Raw genomic sequence first — 18,688 nt, forward strand, 5'->3', positions numbered from 1 at the left:
AAACAATAATCGTTGCGCACGCAACGATTATTCCTTATAATAGATTAGACACTTTGAAGAACTAAGAAAGGCAGGAGTGCTCATGGAAGCCATTATCCGCTCAATCAATCATATTGCCCGTCTCGCCACCCTTTATCGGGAAAAAGAACTGAAAAAATTTGGTTTAGGCGGGATGCATCATACCTATATCTTAAACATTTGCCGCCAACCGGGGATCAGTCAAGAAGCCTTAGCCAAGAAGATTTTTGTGAATAAAAGCAATGTTGCCCGTCAACTAGCAATCCTAGAAGAACGAGGATTTGTCACTAGAACCAGCAGTCCCACCGACAAACGACAATTACTGGTTTATCCAACCGAAAAAGCACTCGCCGTCCAACCAGCGATCCAACAGCTGCTTCAAAGCTGGAATGAACAAGTCGTAGCAGGTTTTTCTGCTGCCCAACAGCAGCAGTTGATCGCCGATCTGGAAATCGTCAAAGAAAATTCCCAGCGGCTTTTAGCGAAAGATGAGGCGATGGAATGAATCTTTTGACTCAATATTTAAAACCCTATATCGGCCGCATCTCCCTTGGCGTCAGTATCAAATTCTTCGGCTCCCTGATGGACTTGCTATTGCCTTGGATTTTGGCGTATATCATCGATTCTGTGATTCCCACGAAGCAGGTATCTGCGATTTTTGCTTGGGGTGGGGCGATGGTGGTCTGCTCCATCATCGCAGTCGTCACCAATATCATCGCCAATCGGATGGCCTCCAGTGTTGCTCGCGATACCACCGGCAGTATACGCCATGATTTATTTGAAAAAGTTTCCTATCTGTCGATTCCGCAAGTCGAAGAAGTCGGGATCCCTTCCTTGGTGTCTCGCTTGACGACAGACACTTACAACATCCATCAAACGGTAGGCATGATCCAACGGATGGGGATTCGTGCCCCGATTCTGTTATTAGGGGGGATCATGATCACTGCCACATTAGATCCCGTGTTGACGCTGGTCTTAGTAGGCGTCTTGCCCTTCACTTTAGTGGCGGCAGTCACGATCTCGAAACGGGGGATCCCCTTGTTTGCTTCATTACAAAAGCAAGTGGATGTGTTGGTGCGAACTGTCCGTGAAAATGTGACTGGGGCTCGGGTGATCAAGGCCTTGTCCAAAGCAGATTACGAGAAAAAGCGCTTTGACCACGTCAATCAAGACGTAGTAGCTGCGGAAACTACCGCTAATCGAACGATGGCTGCGACACCACCCCTGATGGACCTATTTTTGAATATCGGACTGACGCTAGTGATCGTCGTCAGTGCCTTTCGCGTCAATCAAGGATTGACCCAACCAGGCGTCATCATCGCCTTTTTGACTTATTTTACGATCATTTTGAATGCCATGCTCAGTATCACGCGCATCTTTGTGATCGTGTCGAAGGGGCTGGCTTCTGCCGATCGGATCCAATCCGTCTTGCGCCTGCCGCAAAATATGCAAGTCATTGAGGCGCCTGTCAAAGAAGAGTCTGCGCATATCGTTTTTGAAAAAGTTTCCTTCACCTATCCTAACGGTACCCAGGTGCTGAAAGACATCGATTTTTCCTTGCAGCCAGGAGAAACCTTAGGGATCATCGGTGCGACTGGTAGTGGAAAATCAACGATCGTCAAACTACTGCTGCGGCTCTATGACCCAACGAAGGGCATGATTCGCATCGCTGGTCGCGACATTCGCTCCATCGATCCGACGGAGCTGCATCAGTTATTCGGTGTCGTCTTACAAAAAGACGTGCTTTTTGCGGAAACGATCGAAGAAAATATCGCCTTTGGCCGGCGGTTTTCCAAAGAACAGATCGAAGAAGCGGCGGCTCGCGCCCAAGCCAAGGAGTTTATCAATCAACTACCCAAGCGCTTAGCTCATCCACTGCATGCTAAAGGCAGCAATTTAAGCGGGGGTCAAAAGCAGCGGGTCTTGTTATCGCGGGCCTTGGCGGGGGATCCAGAGATTTTGATTTTGGATGATTCTGCCAGTGCGCTGGATTATCGGACCGACGCTCAGTTGCGCAAGGTCCTGAGACAGCAGTTTCAACAGACGACGACGGTCTTGATCGCGCAGCGGATCAGCTCGATCCAGCATGCCGACAAAATTTTGGTACTGGAAAACGGGCAAATGAACGGCTTTGGCAGTCACCAAGAATTACTAGCAGAAAATGCGATCTACCAAGCCATTTATCAAGGTCAGACAGGAGGTGCCGACGATGCCGAAGAAAAAAACGGAAAAACCGCAGGATAGTAAGAAAACACTACGGCGTTTGTGGGGCTATCTCTACGAGTACAAAGGTCTCCTGCTGGCAGCCGCTGTATTGATGATGGCCAGCAACATTTTCGCCTTGGTGGGCCCGTTGCTTTCCGGGTACGCCATTGATGCCATTCAACCGGGTCCCGGCAAGGTCATTTTTGACCGAGTCTTCTTTTATTGTGGGCTGATGCTGCTGTTTTATCTTGCGTCTTCCCTTCTTAGTTATCTGATTTCGCTCATGATGATCCGCTTGAGCCAGCGGGTGGTGGCAGCGATGCGCAAGGCGATTTTTGATAAAATCACCGAACTGCCAGTGGGGTATTTTGACCGAGTCGCCACTGGGGATATCATCAGCCGCATCAGTTATGATGTCGATACCATCAATACGTCATTGGCCAGCGATGCCATTCAAGTCCTCAGCAGTCTTGTGACGATCATTGGTTCGTTTGTGATGATGGTTTTGATTTCGCCGCTGCTGGTGCTGATTTTTGTCGTAACGGTTCCCGCTTCGATCTTTTTGACCCGCTTTTTGATGAGCAAATTTCAACCATTGTTTCGCCGTCGTTCTCGCAAATTAGGCGAACTGAACGGCTTTGTGGAAGAGATTATTTCTGGTCAGCAAACGATCAAGCTGTATAACCAAGAAGAAGCGATCATCAGCCGTTTTGACGAAAAAAACCAAGAAGCGGTGGATGCCTATTACAATGCCGAGTACTACGGCAGTATGACTGGTCCTTCCATCAACTTTATCAACAATCTGTCGTTGTCCTTGATCAGTATGTTTGGCGCCTTGCTGTTTTTGTTCGGTCATCTGACATTAGGGAATGTTTCTTCCTTTGTTCTTTACTCCAGAAAATTCTCAGGACCAATCAATGAGTTAGCCAACATCTTCAGCGATTTGCAATCAGCATTGGCGGCGGCAGAACGAATCTTCCGTTTGCTGGATGAAGAACCTGAAGTTTCTGATGTTCCTGGAGCCTACGAATACCACGAGGTGTCTGGTGATGTCGCCTTTGACCATGTGACCTTCGGCTATCAAGCACAGCAGCCCATCATCAAAGACCTTTTGCTACAAGTACCAGCTGGCAGCTTGGTCGCGATCGTCGGACCGACCGGAGCGGGGAAAACCACCATCGTGAACCTCTTGATGCGGTTTTATGACCCTGACCAAGGAGCGATTCGGTTAGACGGTAAAAATATCCGCCAAGCGACACGCCGCAGCCTACGGCAAAGCTATGCGATGGTGCTGCAAGATACCTGGTTGTTCACGGGAACGGTTTTCGACAATTTGGCCTACGGCAAGGCGAATGCGACGTTGGCAGAAGTCCAAGCTGCTGCACAAGCCGCCCATATCCATGACTTTATTATGAGCCTGCCAAAAGGCTATGATACTTTGATCTCTGAAGACGGAACCGGTATCTCACAAGGGCAAAAACAGCTGTTGACGATTGCACGAGCAATGCTGTTGGATGCCGATCTGTTGATTCTTGATGAAGCCACATCGAATGTCGATACGCAAACAGAGCTGCTGATCCAAGCAGCGATGACCAAATTGATGAAAGGAAAAACCTCCTTTGTGATCGCCCATCGCTTGTCCACGATTCGACATGCCGACACGATCCTCGTGGTGGAGCAGGGGAATATCGTAGAGCAAGGGACCCACGAAGAATTAGTAGCCAAAGAGGGGCGTTACGCCGCACTCTATCAGGCACAATTTGATGCATGATCCATAGCTAGTCCGCATCCTTGCAAAGAGAATGCCACTGCTTGCAAGGATGTTTTTGCGTGCCATCGGCTTTCTTGGCATAGGTACAAAATCTTCTTATGACAAATCAGGCAATTATCGGTATACTTAAGAAAGGGGTATCATCAAACAGAAAGAAGGGAAACAATTGGATCATAAACAACTAAAAGAATTCCCCAACGATTTCTTATGGGGTTCAGCATCAGCAGCCTATCAAGTAGAAGGCGCATGGCAAGAAGACGGCAAAGGCGCTTCGGTTTGGGACGATTTTGTCCGCATTCCCGGAAAAACCTTTAAAGCAACTAACGGAGATGTCGCAGTCGACCATTACCACCGCTTCAAAGAAGATGTTGCCTTGATGAAAGAACAAGGATTGAAAACCTATCGTTTTTCCATTGCTTGGACACGGATTTTTCCAGAAGGACGAGGAGAAGTCAATCAAGCAGGGTTAGACTTTTATTTAGCATTGATCGATGAACTGATAAAAGCAGGGATCGAACCGATGGTGACCTTGTACCATTGGGATCTGCCACGAGCCTTGCAAGAAGAATACGGTGGCTGGGAATCTCGCAAAATCATTGAAGATTTCACCAACTATGCGGCCGTATTGTTTGAAGCCTTTCGCGGCAAAGTCCACTATTGGGTCAGCTTGAATGAACAAAATATCTTTACTTCTTTAGGTTATCTTTTAGCTGCCCATCCACCAGGAGTGACCGATCCTAAACGGATGTATGAAGTCAATCATATCGCTAACTTGGCGAATGCTTCGGTGATCAACAAGTTCCATGAGATGAAAATCCCAGGGAAAATCGGACCAAGTTTCGCCTACTCACCAAACTACCCAATCAACAGCGACCCGAAAAATATTTTGGCAGCTGAAAACGCGGAAGACTTGATGGCGCATTATTGGTTAGACGTCTATCTATGGGGCGAATACCCGATTGCGGCAATGAATTACTTGAAAGAGCAAGGGATCGCACCAACGATCGAACCAGGAGATATGGACTTGCTGCGTTCAGCAAAACCAGATTTCTTAGGGATCAACTATTACCAAACAGCAACAAATGCCTACAATCCATTAGATGGTGTCGGTGCGGGGAAAATGAACACCACTGGGAAAAAAGGCAGCTCCGAAGAAACCGGTACACCAGGAATGTTCAAAAAAGCCGAAAATCCATTTGTGGAACGGACGAATTGGGATTGGGAGATCGATCCTCAAGGGCTGCGGATCGCTTTACGACGAATCACTAGCCGTTATCGGGTGCCTGTGATCATTACGGAAAACGGACTTGGTGAATACGACAAACTAACTGACGATCATCAAATCCATGACCAATACCGCATCGATTATTTAGCAGGGCATGTCCATGCCATCAAAGAAGCGATCAGCGACGGCGCGGAAGTTCTTGGCTATTGCACCTGGTCCTTCACTGATTTGCTAAGCTGGTTGAACGGCTATCAAAAACGCTATGGCTTTGTCTATGTCGACCAAGATGAAACGCAAGAAGGATCTTTGGCACGCTACAAGAAAGACAGCTTCTACTGGTACCAAGAGCTGATCAAAACCAACGGGCAAGAGTGCTAGCCTCCTAAGACCAATACCTGAATAAGCGAAACGACCCCTGCAACGGCAGTGATCGTTTCTTAGAAAAAAGTACGTTCCACCTGTAGCGATCGCCCAAAGGTAGACCAAAAGTCTCGCGTTTTGGGCCGCTTCAAAGGAGAACGTCCTTTTTTTGAGTATTATCGTTGACAAGTGTAAACGATAATTGTAAAGTAGAAGAAGATTACAACTGTAAACATAAAAGGTTAATGGGTTTGCATAGCAAGCAAGGAGGAAGGAAACAATGATCGAAAAGAATTATGGGGTAAAAGGGATGACCTGTGCGTCTTGTTCCCAGACCGTCGAAAAAACAGTCAGCAAGCTGGCGGGGGTCGATCAAGCAGCTGTCAATTTGGCTACTGAAAAATTACATATTCGTTATGACGAGCAGCAGCTCACCGAAGAAACACTCGCTGCGGCCATCAAAGCAGCGGGCTATCAACTGATCGGCTCCCAAAGACAAGAGACCTTTGCCATCTCGGGCATGACCTGTGCGTCTTGTGCCCAAACAGTAGAAAAAGCTGTCCAAAAATTAGCGGGTGTGGAGCAAGCCTCCGTCAATCTGGCAACAGAAAAACTGACGGTCAGCTATCAACAAGATCAAGTGACCGCCGCGAAGATCGCAGCTGCCGTGAAAGAGGCGGGCTATGATGCACAGCTGCCGACCGCTTCTGCTGACAAGGCGGATTCAAAACAGGCAGAGATTCGTGCTTTATGGCAACGGTTTTGGCTTTCAGCGCTCTTTACGATCCCCTTGTTCTATTTGACGATGGGGGAAATGATAGGTTTGCCGATCCCTGGCTTTTTAGATCCGATGGCCTATCCAGTCAATTTCGTTACCACTCAATTGATTTTAGTCTTACCGGTGATGGTCCTCGGTCGCGCCTTTTACATTGCTGGTTTCAAAGCGCTTTGGAAAGGCCATCCCAACATGGATTCCCTTGTCGCATTGGGAACCAGTGCTGCCTTCTTTTATAGTATTTATGGAACCGTGATGGTCTACCTGGGCACGACCCACTATGCGATGCACTTGTACTATGAAACGGCCGCCGTTATTTTGGCATTAGTTACCTTAGGAAAGTACCTTGAGTCGGTCTCGAAGGGCAAAACCTCCGAAGCCATCAAGAAGTTGTTGGATCTCGCACCGAAAAAAGCCCGCGTGCTTCGCGGCAGCGGGAATCAAGTCGAAGAAGTCGAAGTGGGTATTGAAGAAGTCGCAGCTGGCGATATCTTAGTCGTACGACCTGGTGAGAAGATCCCTGTGGATGGGATCGTTACCCAAGGCCGCTCTGCCATCGATGAATCAATGATTACTGGAGAAAGCTTACCTATCGAAAAACAAGTCGGTGATCGGGTGATCGGCGCCAGCATCAACAAAAACGGCTCGTTTCAATATGAAGCCACCAATGTGGGAGAAGATTCAACGTTAGCGCAAATCATTCAATTAGTAGAAAATGCCCAGGGCTCCAAAGCGCCGATTGCTCGCATGGCTGACAAAGTTTCGGGTGTGTTTGTCCCGATCGTGATGGTCTTGGCGGTTTTTGCAGGACTTGCCTGGTTTTTCTTAGGACAAGAAACCTGGATCTTCTCATTGACCATTACGATTTCTGTATTAGTGATTGCTTGTCCGTGTGCCTTAGGATTAGCGACACCGACCGCCATCATGGTGGGTGCGGGCAAAGGGGCAGAAAATGGCGTCTTGATCAAAAGCGGCGATGCGTTAGAAACAGCTAGAAACGTGACGACGATCGTCTTTGATAAAACCGGCACGATCACAGAAGGCAAACCAGTCGTAACCGATCTCCTGCCTGCCGGCAACCACACGCCGACGGAATTGCTGCAACTGGCGGCTTCTGTTGAAAAAGGCTCAGAACATCCATTAGGCGAAGCCATTGTGATCGAAGCCCGCACGCAAGCTCTCGCCCTACAAGAAGTTGACGGGTTTGAAGCGATCCCAGGGCATGGGATTCAAGGAACGATCGCTGGCAGTCCAGTCCTATTAGGCAACCAGAAATGGTTGGAAAAACAAAACGTTGCCATCGATGGCCTGATCGAGCAAGCCCAACAATTGGCTCACGAAGGGAAAACACCGATGTATGTTGCCAAAGACGGCGAAGCGATCGGGATCATCGCTGTGGCAGATACTATCAAAGAAAGCAGTCGAAAAGCCATTGAACGGTTGCATCAAATGGGCTTGTACGTAGCAATGATCACGGGCGACAATGCCCGAACGGCCCAAGCCATCGCCAAACAAGTCGGTATCGATGAAGTGATCAGTGACGTCTTGCCAGAAGATAAAGCCGCCAAAGTAGCTGGCCTGCAAGCCAAAGGCCAAAAGGTTGCGATGGTAGGTGACGGGATAAATGATGCGCCCGCGTTAGCCCAAGCCGATGTAGGGATCGCGATCGGCTCTGGTACCGATGTCGCCATCGAATCGGCAGACATCGTACTGATGCGCAGCGATCTGATGGACGTCCCATCAGCGATCGAGTTAAGTCGGGCAACCATCAAAAACATCAAAGAAAATCTTTTCTGGGCTTTTGCGTATAACGTCTTAGGCATCCCTGTCGCAATGGGTGTGCTGCATCTTTTCGGTGGTCCCTTGCTCAATCCAATGATCGCTGGGGCGGCCATGAGCTTCAGCTCGGTATCCGTTTTATTAAATGCCTTGCGGCTGAAACGATTCCAACCCTCAGCGAAAAAATAAACGAAGCAACGAATGCACCAACAAAAAGACCTGCCTACGGTTTCTGATGGAAGAAAACCGTGGGCAGGTCTTTTTAGTGCTGGACATCTAAATAAGAGTAGGCCCGCACGTCATAACGGTTGCGACTACGGGAAAATTCGATAGGTGAGCCATTTTTCTGATAGACGATCTGTTCGATCTCTAAGACCGGATCATCGGCTTTACAGTCCAAATACTGTTGATCGTACGCGGTACTTTTATCAGCGGCGATGGTGCGGTAGGCGCCAGCAAACTGGACCCCTAGTTCCTCTTTGACATAACGGTAGATAGAACTTTCTAAATGGCCACGAGTTAAATTGGGCACCAAATGGACGGGCATATAGGTATATTCTAAAATAAACGGTTGGTCTTCAAGAATCCGCAAGCGGACAATACTATAGATCGGTTGTTCTTCCGTTAACATCAACTTTTCTTGGATCGTTTGGTCAGGAAATTCGACTTGAAAATCGATGACCTGACTGACTAGCTTGCGGCCAGCTTTGCCCATTTCCGTTGACAAGCCTTCATAGACCGTTAAAGCAGTGGTGTCTTTTTTTAAGAATGGGTGGTTCAATATTTTTGTTCCAGCGCCCCGCTGAGAATAAACCAGTCCTTCCATGGCTAAAATACCGATGGCTTTTTTGACGGTCATCCGGCTGACTCCGAATTCCTCGACTAAATCAGTTTGATTCGGCAGTAAGCTGTCAGGCGGATACGTTTTGTTTTTGATACGTGTGCGTAAAATATTGGCAATTTCTTGGTATTTTGGCATCTGATCACCTCGCAAGAAGTATAGCTGAAAAAAGCGGTTTCGACAATCAAACCTTGGTTTTTTTATAAAAAGAACGGCTGACTGAAAAAATTCAGCCAGCCGTTGCGCTTAATCGATCGATGGTTCTGCTTGACGATCTAAAACACGTAAGAATGGATACCAGATCAAGCCGACGATCACCACGTCAATGACTTGCAGCAAACCACCTAACCAAGAGTTGGTTGCTAAGACACCACTGAAGACCACTGGAACGGTCCAAGGAACAGAAACACCAGTTGGTGCAGGAACAAGTCCAGCCGCCATCACTAAGTAGTTGAAGGTCGTTACCACAAGAGGTGCCACGACCCAAGGAATCAGGATCGTCGCATTCAAGACGATCGGCATACCGAAGATGGCTGGTTCGTTAACGTTAAAGATCCCTGGTGCTAAAGCCAAACGACCCACATCGCGGTATTGTTTTTTCTTCAATACGAAAGCCATCAAGATAACAACGGCTAACGTCATACCAGAACCGCCTAATCCAACAGTAAAGGTTTCCATAAATGGTTTTGTGACGATATGCGGCAGTGCATCCCCATTTTGATACGCTTCTAAGTTGTCTAACATCAATGTATTCCAAATCGGGTCCATCACAGAGTTGACGATGATTTGACCATGTAGACCGAAGAACCAAAGGAATTGAACAAAGAACAAAGCCAATAGAGTTGCTGGCAAGCTGCTGCCTAGTCCAGTCAATGGTTTTTGGATCAATTCATAAACCAGGTCATGCAAGTTGGCATTGAAGACACCCGTCATGATGGCATTGATCACTAAGAATACCGTTAAGGTGATAATTGCTGGAATCAAAGCGGCAAAGGATTTAGAAACTGCTGGTGGCACCCCATCAGGCATTTTGATCTGCCAGCCGCGTTTTGTGATGCGGCAATAGATTTCAGCTGCCAAAAATGCTGCGATCATCCCGATAAACATCCCTTTTGCGCCAAGACGATCAAGAGACAGCACACCAGAGATCGTTTCGCCAGATTCAGTAGTCATAAAGAAAGGAGTCAAGATCAAAAAGCTGGCAAACGAAACGGCACCACCAAAAATCCCTTCCACATCATATGATTTTGATAAATAATAGCCAATACCGAAAGTAACGAAAACAGTCATGATACTCATTGTTGCATTTTGCCCATTGCCAAACAGTGTTCCTAATGTTCCTTTAGTGGCATCACTGAAGAAGGGCAGGTTGTTTAAAACGACCACGATCGATCCAAACATAGTGATTGGGAACGAAAGCATAAACGCGTCCCGCAAGACGGTCAGGTAGCGATTTTGTCCTAAGGCATTCGCCAAGGGCAAAATCTTTTCAGATAACTTGTCCATAAAACCATTCATTATTAGTTCACTCCTTAAATTTCTTTTTGCAATCGATTACATTGATAATGTATCATGTTTTATTTTAAATGTCTATACATTTATTTTAAAAAAGATTGATTTTTGTAACTGCTTCCTTTATGATTAGGGCAGCAAAGAAAAAATGAGGAGTGAATGAAGATGGATTATCAATTTCCAGCAGGCTTTTGGTGGGGGTCAGCCGCTAGTGGCCCACAAACAGAAGGTGTATTTGAAGGCGATGGCAAAGGGGCAAGCATCTGGGATTACTGGTATCAGCAAGAACCAGAGAAATTTTTCAATGAGGTAGGTCCTGAAAAAACCTCGCAAGTCTATACACGCTATCAAGAAGATATTCAACTAATGAAAGAAACCGGCCATACGACGTTTCGGACGTCGATCCAATGGAGTCGTCTCTTCCCGCAAGGCAAAGGAGAAGTCAATCAAAAAGCCGTTGATTTTTACAATGCCTACATTGATGAGTTGATCGCCAACGGGATCGAACCTTTCATGAACCTTTACCACTTCGATATGCCGATGGCGCTGCAAGAAAAAGGCGGCTGGTTGAACCGAGAGACCGTGGATGCCTATGTCGCATTTGCGCAAACCTGCTTTACATTATTTGGTGATCGTGTCAAGAAATGGTTCACTCATAATGAACCGATCGTCCCTGTTGAAGGCGGCTATCTTTACCAATTCCATTATCCAAATGAGATCAACATGAAACATGCAGTCCAAGTTGGGTTCCACGAAACGTTGGCGAGTGCTAAAGCCATCAAAGTCTATCATGAGATGAACCTTGATGGGGAGATCGGCATCATCTTGAACTTGACGCCAAGCTATCCAAGAGATGAGAACGATCCAGAGGATGTCAAAGCAGCGCAAATCGCGGATGCCTTCTTTAATCGTTCTTTCTTAGACCCTGCGGTCAAAGGCACGTTCCCAGAAGAATTAGTGACCATCGTCAAGGAATTGGATATGGTACCAGCGATGGAAGCCGATGATTTACAAACGATTCGCGAAAATACGATCGACTTGTTGGGGATCAATTATTACCAACCTCGTCGTATCATGAAGAAAGAATCACCGATCGATGAAGCGAAAAGTCCAATGCCTGATGATTACTTTGATAACTATGATATGCCGAACAAGAAAATGAACCCGTATCGTGGATGGGAAATCTATGAAAAAGGGATCTATGATATTTTGACGAACACGCGAGAAAACTATGGCAATATCAAGTGCTACATTTCTGAAAATGGCATGGGTGTCGAAGGAGAAGAACGTTTCGTCAATGCTGATGGCGTGATCGAAGATGATTACCGCATCGAATTTGTCTCTGACCACTTGAAGTACGTCCACCAAGCGATCCAAGAAGGAACCAATTGTGTTGGCTATCATATGTGGACCTGCATGGACAACTGGTCATGGACCAATGCTTACAAGAACCGTTACGGATTTATCTCCGTTGACTTAGCAAATGATGCTAAACGAACGGTGAAAAAATCAGGTCGTTGGTTTAAAGAAGTTTCAGATAATAACGGCTTTTAATAACAATGAAAAAAGCAATGCTGTAGGAATCAGCATTGCTTTTTTGTGTAAAATCGCGGATTTTTTCTGGCTGATTTCAAAGGGGGTATTCTATTAAAAAACCACCTGTTTTTGCAAATGATAAGCTGGGTTAAATAAAAGCACAGTTTTGATAAAGAAAAGACTAGACATGGAAACGTTCTCGTGGTATTCTTTAGTAGAAATCGGTTTCATTATTTTGTTTAGGGTTTGAAAGGAGAAAAAACAATGGATAAATTTATTGGATTTATGGAGAAGCACTTTATTCCGATCGCTTCTAAAATAGGCTCTCAAAGACATCTAGTGGCCATTCGTGACGGATTTATCGTAACGATGCCGTTGATGATCTTAGGCTCTTTTGGGGTATTGATCAACAACTTACCAATCCCTGCCTATATTGATTTTATGAATGGCATTTTTGGTGAAGGGACATGGCAAGCCTTTGGGAACAACTTGTCAGCAGGTACTTTTTCAATACTTGGTCTGTTAATCGCTTTCACAGTAGCGTATAATTTAGCTAAAAGCTACAATCAAGACGCATTAGGTGCTGGGGCGATCTCAGTTGCAAGTTTCTTCGCATTAGGTGCAATGGCGACAGGCCCAGATGGTTTGTTAACAGCTGCCGGACTTGGTTCTCAAGGATTATTTTTAGCATTAATCGTATCGATCATTTCTACTGAGATCTTCCGTCGTCTAGCTGGCAACCCACGCTTAGTCATCAACATGCCTGATGGCGTACCACCAGCAGTCTCACGTTCATTTGCTGCATTATTCCCAGCAATGATCACCGTATCGATCTTTGCTTTGTTTACAGCAATTTTCCAAGCATTTGGTGTGACAAGTATCGTATTGTCCTTCTATGAATTGGTGCAACAACCATTCATGGGCTTGGCAAACTCTTACCCAGCTGCTTTGCTATTAGGTTTTATCTCTGCATTCTTATGGTTCTTTGGTTTACATGGTGCCAACATCATCGACCCGTTCATGCAAACGATCAATGTGCCAGCGATCGAAGCAAACGCACGAGCATTAGAAGCAGGAACAGATTTGCCTTATATCGTGAACAAACCATTCTTTGATTCTTTCGTGAACATCGGCGGAACAGGTGCGACACTAGGTCTTTTGATTGCGATCTTTTTAGTTGCTCGTCATCATAAAGCGTATATGACTGTCGCAAAACTATCTGTTGCACCAGGTGTGTTCATGATCAATGAACCAGTGATGTTTGGGTTGCCAGTTGTCTTAAACCCAATCTTGTTCATCCCATATGTGTTGACCCCACTTGTTTTAGTAACGACTGCTTATTTTGCAACCGCAACTGGCTTAGTTCCTGCAAGTACCGTCATCGCACCATGGACGACGCCACCAATCATCGGCGGTATTTTGTCGACACAAAGTATTGCTGGCGGAATCTTGGCAGCTGTTAACTTGATCTTGTCGATCGTTATCTACTTGCCGTTCGTGAAAATGGCGCAAATTCAAGAAACACGCCGTTTAAAAAATGCGTAATGTCTGATCGAGTCGATTAGAAACAAGCGCCAAACGTAATAGACCTTATCCGGCCGCGATCAGAGTGCAATACCCCTTATCACACTGCTTCATTGGTAGGTGCAGTGGTGTGATGACACTCTTTTCGTTTGGCCGGTTCTTTTATCGTTTTTCAATCAATACAATACAACACACGTTTTGGAGGTGGCAAAATGCCTAAATATATGGAGATCGCAGATGTTCTGCGTAAAAGAATCAAGGACGGAACTTATCCGAAAGACAGTCTTTTACCTTATCAAACAGAGTTAGTGGAAGAGTTTGGCGTCAGCCGAATGACGATTAAAAATGCGGTGAACATCCTGATTATGGAAGGCTTGCTGCTGACAAAGCGCGGCTTAGGGACCAAAGTTTTGAATCATTCCTTTTGGGGCAAAGATACCTCATCGGTGACAGAATACAAAGGCCTGAGTTATCAGATGAAACAAGAAAAACGGACGTTGACTAGCCAAGTCATCACCTTTGAAGTCTGTTTTCCTACAACAATAATTCAAGAGATGCTTCAGATCACTGCTGAACAACCAATCTATCATGTGATCCGTTTGCGGATCTTAGAAGGCAATCCCTACATACTCGAGCATTCCTATATGCCGTTGGATCTGGTCAGCGGTTTGACGAAAGAGATTTTGGAAGAATCCGTCTATGACTATCTGCTGCAAGATTTAGGCTACAAATTTGCTGGTGCTTATCGGACCTTTCAGGCTGCCAAAAGCGATGAATACGATCAAACCTATTTAGCGTGCCAAGCAGATGACCCAGTATTGGAATTAGAACAGATCATCTATTTAGAATCGGGACGTCCAGTGGACTATTCCTGCAGCCGCAATCGGTATGATGTTCGTGGCTATTCCATGTTAGACATGAAGCCTGACCTGTTACAGCACCGCAAAAAGTAACGGCTTACAAAATTCTTCTTCAACGAAAAAACGCTTCATAGCTACTGTTGGCTATGGAGCGTTTTTGTTTTGACTTAAGAAGTGGGTTGGTTTTGATCACCTAGTTTGGCTAAGATAGTTTCCGCAACGGCTTTGGGGATGCCAGCTTGCTGGATCTCTTCCACGGAAGCTGCTTGGATGTTTTTTAACGACTTGAAGGTTTTCATCAGCTGTTGCTTGCGTTTTGGTCCTAAGCCAGGAATTTCATCCAGCTTGGAAGAAAAGCTGTTTTTGCTGCGCAGTTGGCGATGGAAGGTGATCGCAAAACGATGGACCTCATCTTGGATCCGTTGCAGCAAAAAGAATTCTACAGAATTGCGTTCCAGTTGGATCGGATCTAAAAATTCCCCGAAAATCAACTCGCTGGTTTTGTGTTTGTTGTTCTTCACTAAACCGGCAACGGGAATATCTAAACCTAGCTGGTTATGCAGCACTTCTTGGGCGGCACCGACTTGGGCTTTCCCACCATCGATGATGATCAGATCAGGAAAAGGCAGGTTTTCTTTTAGGACACGAGAGTATCGGCGGTAGATGACTTCTTGCATAGAGCCATAATCGTCGCCGCCTTGTGCGGTACGGATCTTATATTTCCGATAATCATCTTTAAACGGCTTCCCGTCGACAAAAACCACCATTGCAGACACTGGGTCGGTCCCCATGATGTGGGAGTTATCAAAGGCTTCGATCCGATAAGGTGTCGCGATCCCCATGGCTTCGCCTAGACGATCCACTGCACCGATCGTCCGTTCTTCAGTACGCTCGATCAATGCAAATTTTTGGGCCAAGGCAATGCGGGCATTTTTATTGGCCAAATCGACCAATTTCTTTTTGTCGCCTCGTTGGGGCTGCAGGACTTTGGTTTCCAGCAGCGCTTCTAATGGGGCAGCATCGACATTTTGCGGAACAAAGACTTCTTTGGGAATGAAGTGCTCATTCTTTTGGTAAAACTGGCCGACGAAGGTCAAGAAATCCTCATCCGCTTCATTGTAGAAAGGAAACAAAGAGACTTCCCGTTCGATCAGCTTTCCTTGACGGATAAAGAAGACTTGGACACACATCCAGCCTTTGTCGACACTGTAGCCAAAGACATCACGGTCCATCAGATCTGTCAGAGTCATTTTTTGTCGCGTCATGACGGTATCGATTGCTTGGATCTGATCCCGCAGCTCAGCCGCTCGTTCAAACTCTAACGTTTCAATAGCTTCGCCCATCTTCTCTTTCAGGTCTTTCAAAATATCGACGTGACCGCCGTGGAAAAAGTGTTTGACTTGATCAACGATCTTCTGATAATCCTTGGGATCTACATTGTTGACATAAGGACAGACGCATTGACCCAAATGATAATAAAGACAAGGCCGCTTTTGAGAAGGACCGCATTTTCGTAAAGGAAAGAGGCGATCCAGCACCCGTTTGGTTTCATTGGCTGCTCGTGCATCAGGATAGGGGCCAAAATATAAAGCCCCGTCTTTTAAAACTTTACGAGTGATGATCAGACGCGGATAGCGCTCTTTGGTTACTTTAATAAAAGGATACGACTTGTCGTCCTTTAGCATGATATTGTATTTCGGTTTGTTTTTTTGAATCAAATTAATTTCCAGCAATAAGGCTTCCGTATTTGATTCGGTAACGACGTACTCAAAATCATTGATTTCTTGAACGAGCCGTTCGGTTTTCGTATCGTGACTGCCGGTAAAGTACGAACGGACACGATTTTTTAAAATTTTGGCTTTCCCAACATAGATGATTTTGTTATTTTTATCTTTCATTAAATAACAACCAGGTTGATCGGGAAGCAGCGCTAATTTGTTCTTGATTTGTTCGTTCATTTCAAGATCCTTTCTTACTGGTTTGCTCACGAACTGCAAAAGTAGTCAAAGGGCGGTCTAAGATCCACCGAAAAGGGGAACATTAGAGCCCATAGCCAGTACTCTTCATTTTAGCACAAATTTCTTAAGAAACAATCAAACGGGCCGGATCGGCAGCGAGGAAGCGTAATCGTAAGAAAAGGTTAAGAAATCCCACGAGGCGGTGGTTTCCTCCCTTAAAAACAAGTGAATTTATTTGCTTTCTGCTTGCAAGGAATCCTCTTGCGACCACTCCTGAATGAAGGTCCGCAATCCCTCGATGGCTGGTTCTGTGACGGCTTTGCGCTGGATGAGGTAAAATTGGCGCTCAAAATTTTTATCCAGCAGTTGATAGCCAATGCCGTGGGCGGCTCGCTTGGAAAGGATCGAACAGCCGAAGCCTTGTTTCAGTAAAGCGACGATCAATTCATTGCTGGCGATCTCAATGATCGGTCCTTGAATATTTTGTTCCTCTAGATAGCGCTTAGTGTAATAGTAGACACCAGAACTCGCTTCTCGGACGAGCCAAGGACCGACTTGGGGATCACCAGCTAAGACGAGCTGATCTTTCAAAATCGGGAAACGCAAAATACTTGGTGCAGATAAGGGTTTTTCAATGATCCCTAAATCTAGTTGATGTTGCTCAAGCGCTGTTAAGACTTCAGCGGAGTTCATCATCGATACCCGAAAACGCACCGTGGGAAAGGCGTTGTATAAAGCAATCATCAAGTCAGGCATCAAGGCCATCGCATAGGTATGAGAGATGCCTAGGGCACAGTGGCTTTGATGCTGCGTGTTGGTATGGATCTCGCTTGTGATCGTCGACCACTCATCCAATAAATTCAGTGCCTTTTCGTAAAGGTACTCTGCTTGGGGCGTGGCGATCACGTTTTTGCGACCATTGCGTAAAAAAAGCGGTGTATCCAGGTCTTGTTCCAACTGCTTGATCTGAGCAGAAACCGTGGGCTGCGAAATAAACAGCAATTCGGCAGCTTTCGAAAAATTTTTCGTTTCATAGACCATCTTGAAGGTCTCCAGTAATTTTAACATTGCAATCCCTTCCATTAGAAAATTCAATCATAACTATTATACCAATAAATCCTACTGATCGGTCAATCTGTGTATAATGGATGTTATATGAAAGGATGAAAGCAATGAAGCAACGACAAACAGCTTTGATACTTCCCGGTTTGTTCCTATCCTTTTCGGTAGCCGTCATCGCCCGAATCATGGCTTTGGCTGTGCCAAAATTAGGGGGAGCAACCCTTGCTATTTTATTAGGAATCATTTTAGGAAATACACTGTTCAAGCAAGAACGCTATCAAGTCGGAACGAAGGTTGCGGAAAGTCGGCTCTTGGAATATTCGGTGGTTTTGCTGGGCTTTACCGTCACTTTCCAGACCATCAGTGAAATGGGCCTTCGGGGCTTTCTCTTTATATTGCTGATGATGAGTTTGGTCATTACCGCTGCTTATTTGATAGGGAAAAAAATGGGCTTTAATCAAAAGATGAGCCTGATGATGGCAGGCGGCAACGCTGTCTGCGGGTCCTCTGCGATTGCGGCGATCGCACCAGCCATTGATGCCGATGATGAAGAAAAAGGGCAGATCATCACCTTGGTCAATCTTTTAGGAACAGTGATGATGCTGACGCTGCCGTTTTTAGGATTGGCCTTATACGGCGATGATCTGTTGCAAAAAAGCGCCTTACTTGGTGGCACGCTGCAATCCGTCGGACAAGTCGTGGCGGGGGCTAGTTTGATTGATGCCGACACCGTCAAATACGCGATGCTCTTTAAAATCGCGCGCATCATCATGTTGGCAGTCGTCGTCATTGTTTTTGAACGAATGACGACAAAGACCCCCACCAAAACCAAAGCCAAAGGCAAGCTGCGGCTGCCGATCCCTTGGTATGTGTTGGGCTTCTTGACCATCTGTATCTTGAACAGCTTCTTGCCGCTGCCTAGCTGGTTGAATGAGGGCGCTCATTTTATCAGTACGTGGTTTGAAACGACGGCGTTGGCAGCCATCGGTTTGCGCCTGGATTTCCGCAAGTTTTTAAAAGAAGGCCCGCGCTTTTTATTCTATGGTCTTTCCGTTGGCGCCGTCCAAACCGTGGGTGCTGTTGCATTGATTTGGTTGCTGCGGCTCTAATTCACAAGAGGCACGACCCATAAAGCACGTTTGAAGCGCACGATTGTTTAACGAAAAAAGCCACGACGGTTGATCGAAGGGCACGCTTTGCTGTTTCTGTTGGAAGAGGCAGCAAGGTGTGACTTTTCAGATCAACTGTCGGGCTTTTTTTAG

General features: G+C 46.1%; 13 protein-coding genes. 9 read left to right on the forward strand and 4 right to left on the reverse strand.

What is annotated here, in order from left to right; genetic code table 11:
* Window positions 1-82 precede the first annotated feature (82 nt).
* From A5878_RS00855 to A5878_RS00875, 5 genes are all read left to right on the forward strand, one after another.
* Window positions 83-523, forward strand: coding sequence for a MarR family winged helix-turn-helix transcriptional regulator (locus A5878_RS00855; protein WP_010748552.1), 441 nt, complete (start codon window positions 83-85; stop codon window positions 521-523).
* Entirely contained in the window at window positions 520-2,262 is a 1,743-nt protein-coding gene (locus A5878_RS00860) for an ABC transporter ATP-binding protein (RefSeq protein WP_005226665.1), read from the forward strand. Before A5878_RS00855 ends, A5878_RS00860 begins: the two co-directional genes overlap by 4 nt.
* Window positions 2,228-3,994 (forward strand): ABC transporter ATP-binding protein, encoded by a 1,767-nt coding sequence (locus A5878_RS00865; RefSeq protein ID WP_086294357.1) that lies wholly within the window; start codon window positions 2,228-2,230, stop codon window positions 3,992-3,994. The genes A5878_RS00860 and A5878_RS00865 overlap by 35 nt, the downstream gene beginning before the upstream one ends.
* A gap of 166 nt (window positions 3,995-4,160) precedes the next feature.
* Window positions 4,161-5,597 carry a glycoside hydrolase family 1 protein gene (locus tag A5878_RS00870; RefSeq protein ID WP_005226667.1) on the forward strand — a complete coding sequence of 479 codons (1,437 nt, stop codon included), beginning with the start codon at window positions 4,161-4,163 and terminating at the stop codon, window positions 5,595-5,597.
* Window positions 5,598-5,859: 262 nt separating this feature from the next.
* Window positions 5,860-8,322: a heavy metal translocating P-type ATPase gene (locus A5878_RS00875; RefSeq protein WP_086294358.1), complete on the forward strand. Its 2,463-nt coding sequence runs from the start codon at window positions 5,860-5,862 to the stop codon at window positions 8,320-8,322.
* A gap of 73 nt (window positions 8,323-8,395) precedes the next feature.
* Here A5878_RS00875 and A5878_RS00880 read toward each other — a convergent pair whose 3' ends face one another.
* Window positions 8,396-9,112, reverse strand: coding sequence for a GntR family transcriptional regulator (locus tag A5878_RS00880; RefSeq protein WP_005226669.1), 717 nt, complete (start codon window positions 9,110-9,112; stop codon window positions 8,396-8,398).
* 108 nt (window positions 9,113-9,220) lie between these two features.
* Window positions 9,221-10,492: a PTS cellobiose transporter subunit IIC gene (celB, locus tag A5878_RS00885; RefSeq protein ID WP_005226670.1), complete on the reverse strand. Its 1,272-nt coding sequence runs from the start codon at window positions 10,490-10,492 to the stop codon at window positions 9,221-9,223.
* Between the two features lie 159 nt (window positions 10,493-10,651).
* On the opposite strand from celB, the gene A5878_RS00890 reads away from it, so the two are divergent.
* The 3 genes from A5878_RS00890 (at window position 10,652) to A5878_RS00905 (ending at window position 14,499) form a co-directional block, all read left to right on the forward strand.
* The gene (locus A5878_RS00890) at window positions 10,652-12,040 is read left to right on the forward strand and encodes a glycoside hydrolase family 1 protein (RefSeq protein ID WP_015508750.1); all 1,389 of its coding nucleotides are present in this window, start codon (window positions 10,652-10,654) and stop codon (window positions 12,038-12,040) included.
* A 246-nt stretch (window positions 12,041-12,286) separates the two neighbouring features.
* Window positions 12,287-13,567, forward strand: a complete 1,281-nt coding sequence (locus A5878_RS00900) for a PTS sugar transporter subunit IIC (RefSeq protein ID WP_005232725.1) — start codon at window positions 12,287-12,289, stop codon at window positions 13,565-13,567.
* A 191-nt stretch (window positions 13,568-13,758) separates the two neighbouring features.
* A complete protein-coding gene (locus tag A5878_RS00905) occupies window positions 13,759-14,499 on the forward strand; it encodes a GntR family transcriptional regulator (RefSeq protein ID WP_086294359.1) in 741 nt (246 codons plus the stop codon).
* 74 nt (window positions 14,500-14,573) lie between these two features.
* On the opposite strand, the gene uvrC is transcribed toward A5878_RS00905, so the two are convergent.
* Window positions 14,574-16,364, reverse strand: a complete 1,791-nt coding sequence (gene uvrC / locus A5878_RS00910; protein WP_015508751.1) for an excinuclease ABC subunit UvrC — start codon at window positions 16,362-16,364, stop codon at window positions 14,574-14,576.
* 231 nt (window positions 16,365-16,595) lie between these two features.
* On the reverse strand, window positions 16,596-17,447 hold the full coding sequence (locus A5878_RS00915) for a LysR family transcriptional regulator (RefSeq protein ID WP_016609049.1): 852 nt from the start codon (window positions 17,445-17,447) through the stop codon (window positions 16,596-16,598).
* Window positions 17,448-17,512: 65 nt separating this feature from the next.
* Between A5878_RS00915 and A5878_RS00920 the strand changes: the two genes are divergently transcribed.
* Window positions 17,513-18,535, forward strand: coding sequence for a YeiH family protein (locus tag A5878_RS00920; RefSeq protein ID WP_060791641.1), 1,023 nt, complete (start codon window positions 17,513-17,515; stop codon window positions 18,533-18,535).
* Window positions 18,536-18,688 lie beyond the last annotated feature (153 nt).

This window comes from Enterococcus sp. 3G6_DIV0642 (assembly GCF_002140635.1).
GTDB classification, from domain to species: Bacteria; Bacillota; Bacilli; order Lactobacillales; family Enterococcaceae; genus Enterococcus_D; species Enterococcus_D casseliflavus.

Coding starts and splice junctions, on each gene's coding strand:
- A5878_RS00855 (WP_010748552.1), top strand. CDS start 83: ATGGAAGCCATTATCCGCTCAATCAATCATATTGCCCGTCTCGCCACC.
- A5878_RS00860 (WP_005226665.1), top strand. CDS start 520: ATGAATCTTTTGACTCAATATTTAAAACCCTATATCGGCCGCATCTCC.
- A5878_RS00865 (WP_086294357.1), top strand. CDS start 2,228: ATGCCGAAGAAAAAAACGGAAAAACCGCAGGATAGTAAGAAAACACTA.
- A5878_RS00875 (WP_086294358.1), top strand. CDS start 5,860: ATGATCGAAAAGAATTATGGGGTAAAAGGGATGACCTGTGCGTCTTGT.
- A5878_RS00880 (WP_005226669.1), bottom strand. CDS start 9,112: ATGCCAAAATACCAAGAAATTGCCAATATTTTACGCACACGTATCAAA.
- celB (WP_005226670.1), bottom strand. CDS start 10,492: ATGAATGGTTTTATGGACAAGTTATCTGAAAAGATTTTGCCCTTGGCG.
- A5878_RS00890 (WP_015508750.1), top strand. CDS start 10,652: ATGGATTATCAATTTCCAGCAGGCTTTTGGTGGGGGTCAGCCGCTAGT.
- A5878_RS00900 (WP_005232725.1), top strand. CDS start 12,287: ATGGATAAATTTATTGGATTTATGGAGAAGCACTTTATTCCGATCGCT.
- A5878_RS00905 (WP_086294359.1), top strand. CDS start 13,759: ATGCCTAAATATATGGAGATCGCAGATGTTCTGCGTAAAAGAATCAAG.
- uvrC (WP_015508751.1), bottom strand. CDS start 16,364: ATGAACGAACAAATCAAGAACAAATTAGCGCTGCTTCCCGATCAACCT.
- A5878_RS00915 (WP_016609049.1), bottom strand. CDS start 17,447: ATGGAAGGGATTGCAATGTTAAAATTACTGGAGACCTTCAAGATGGTC.
- A5878_RS00920 (WP_060791641.1), top strand. CDS start 17,513: ATGTTATATGAAAGGATGAAAGCAATGAAGCAACGACAAACAGCTTTG.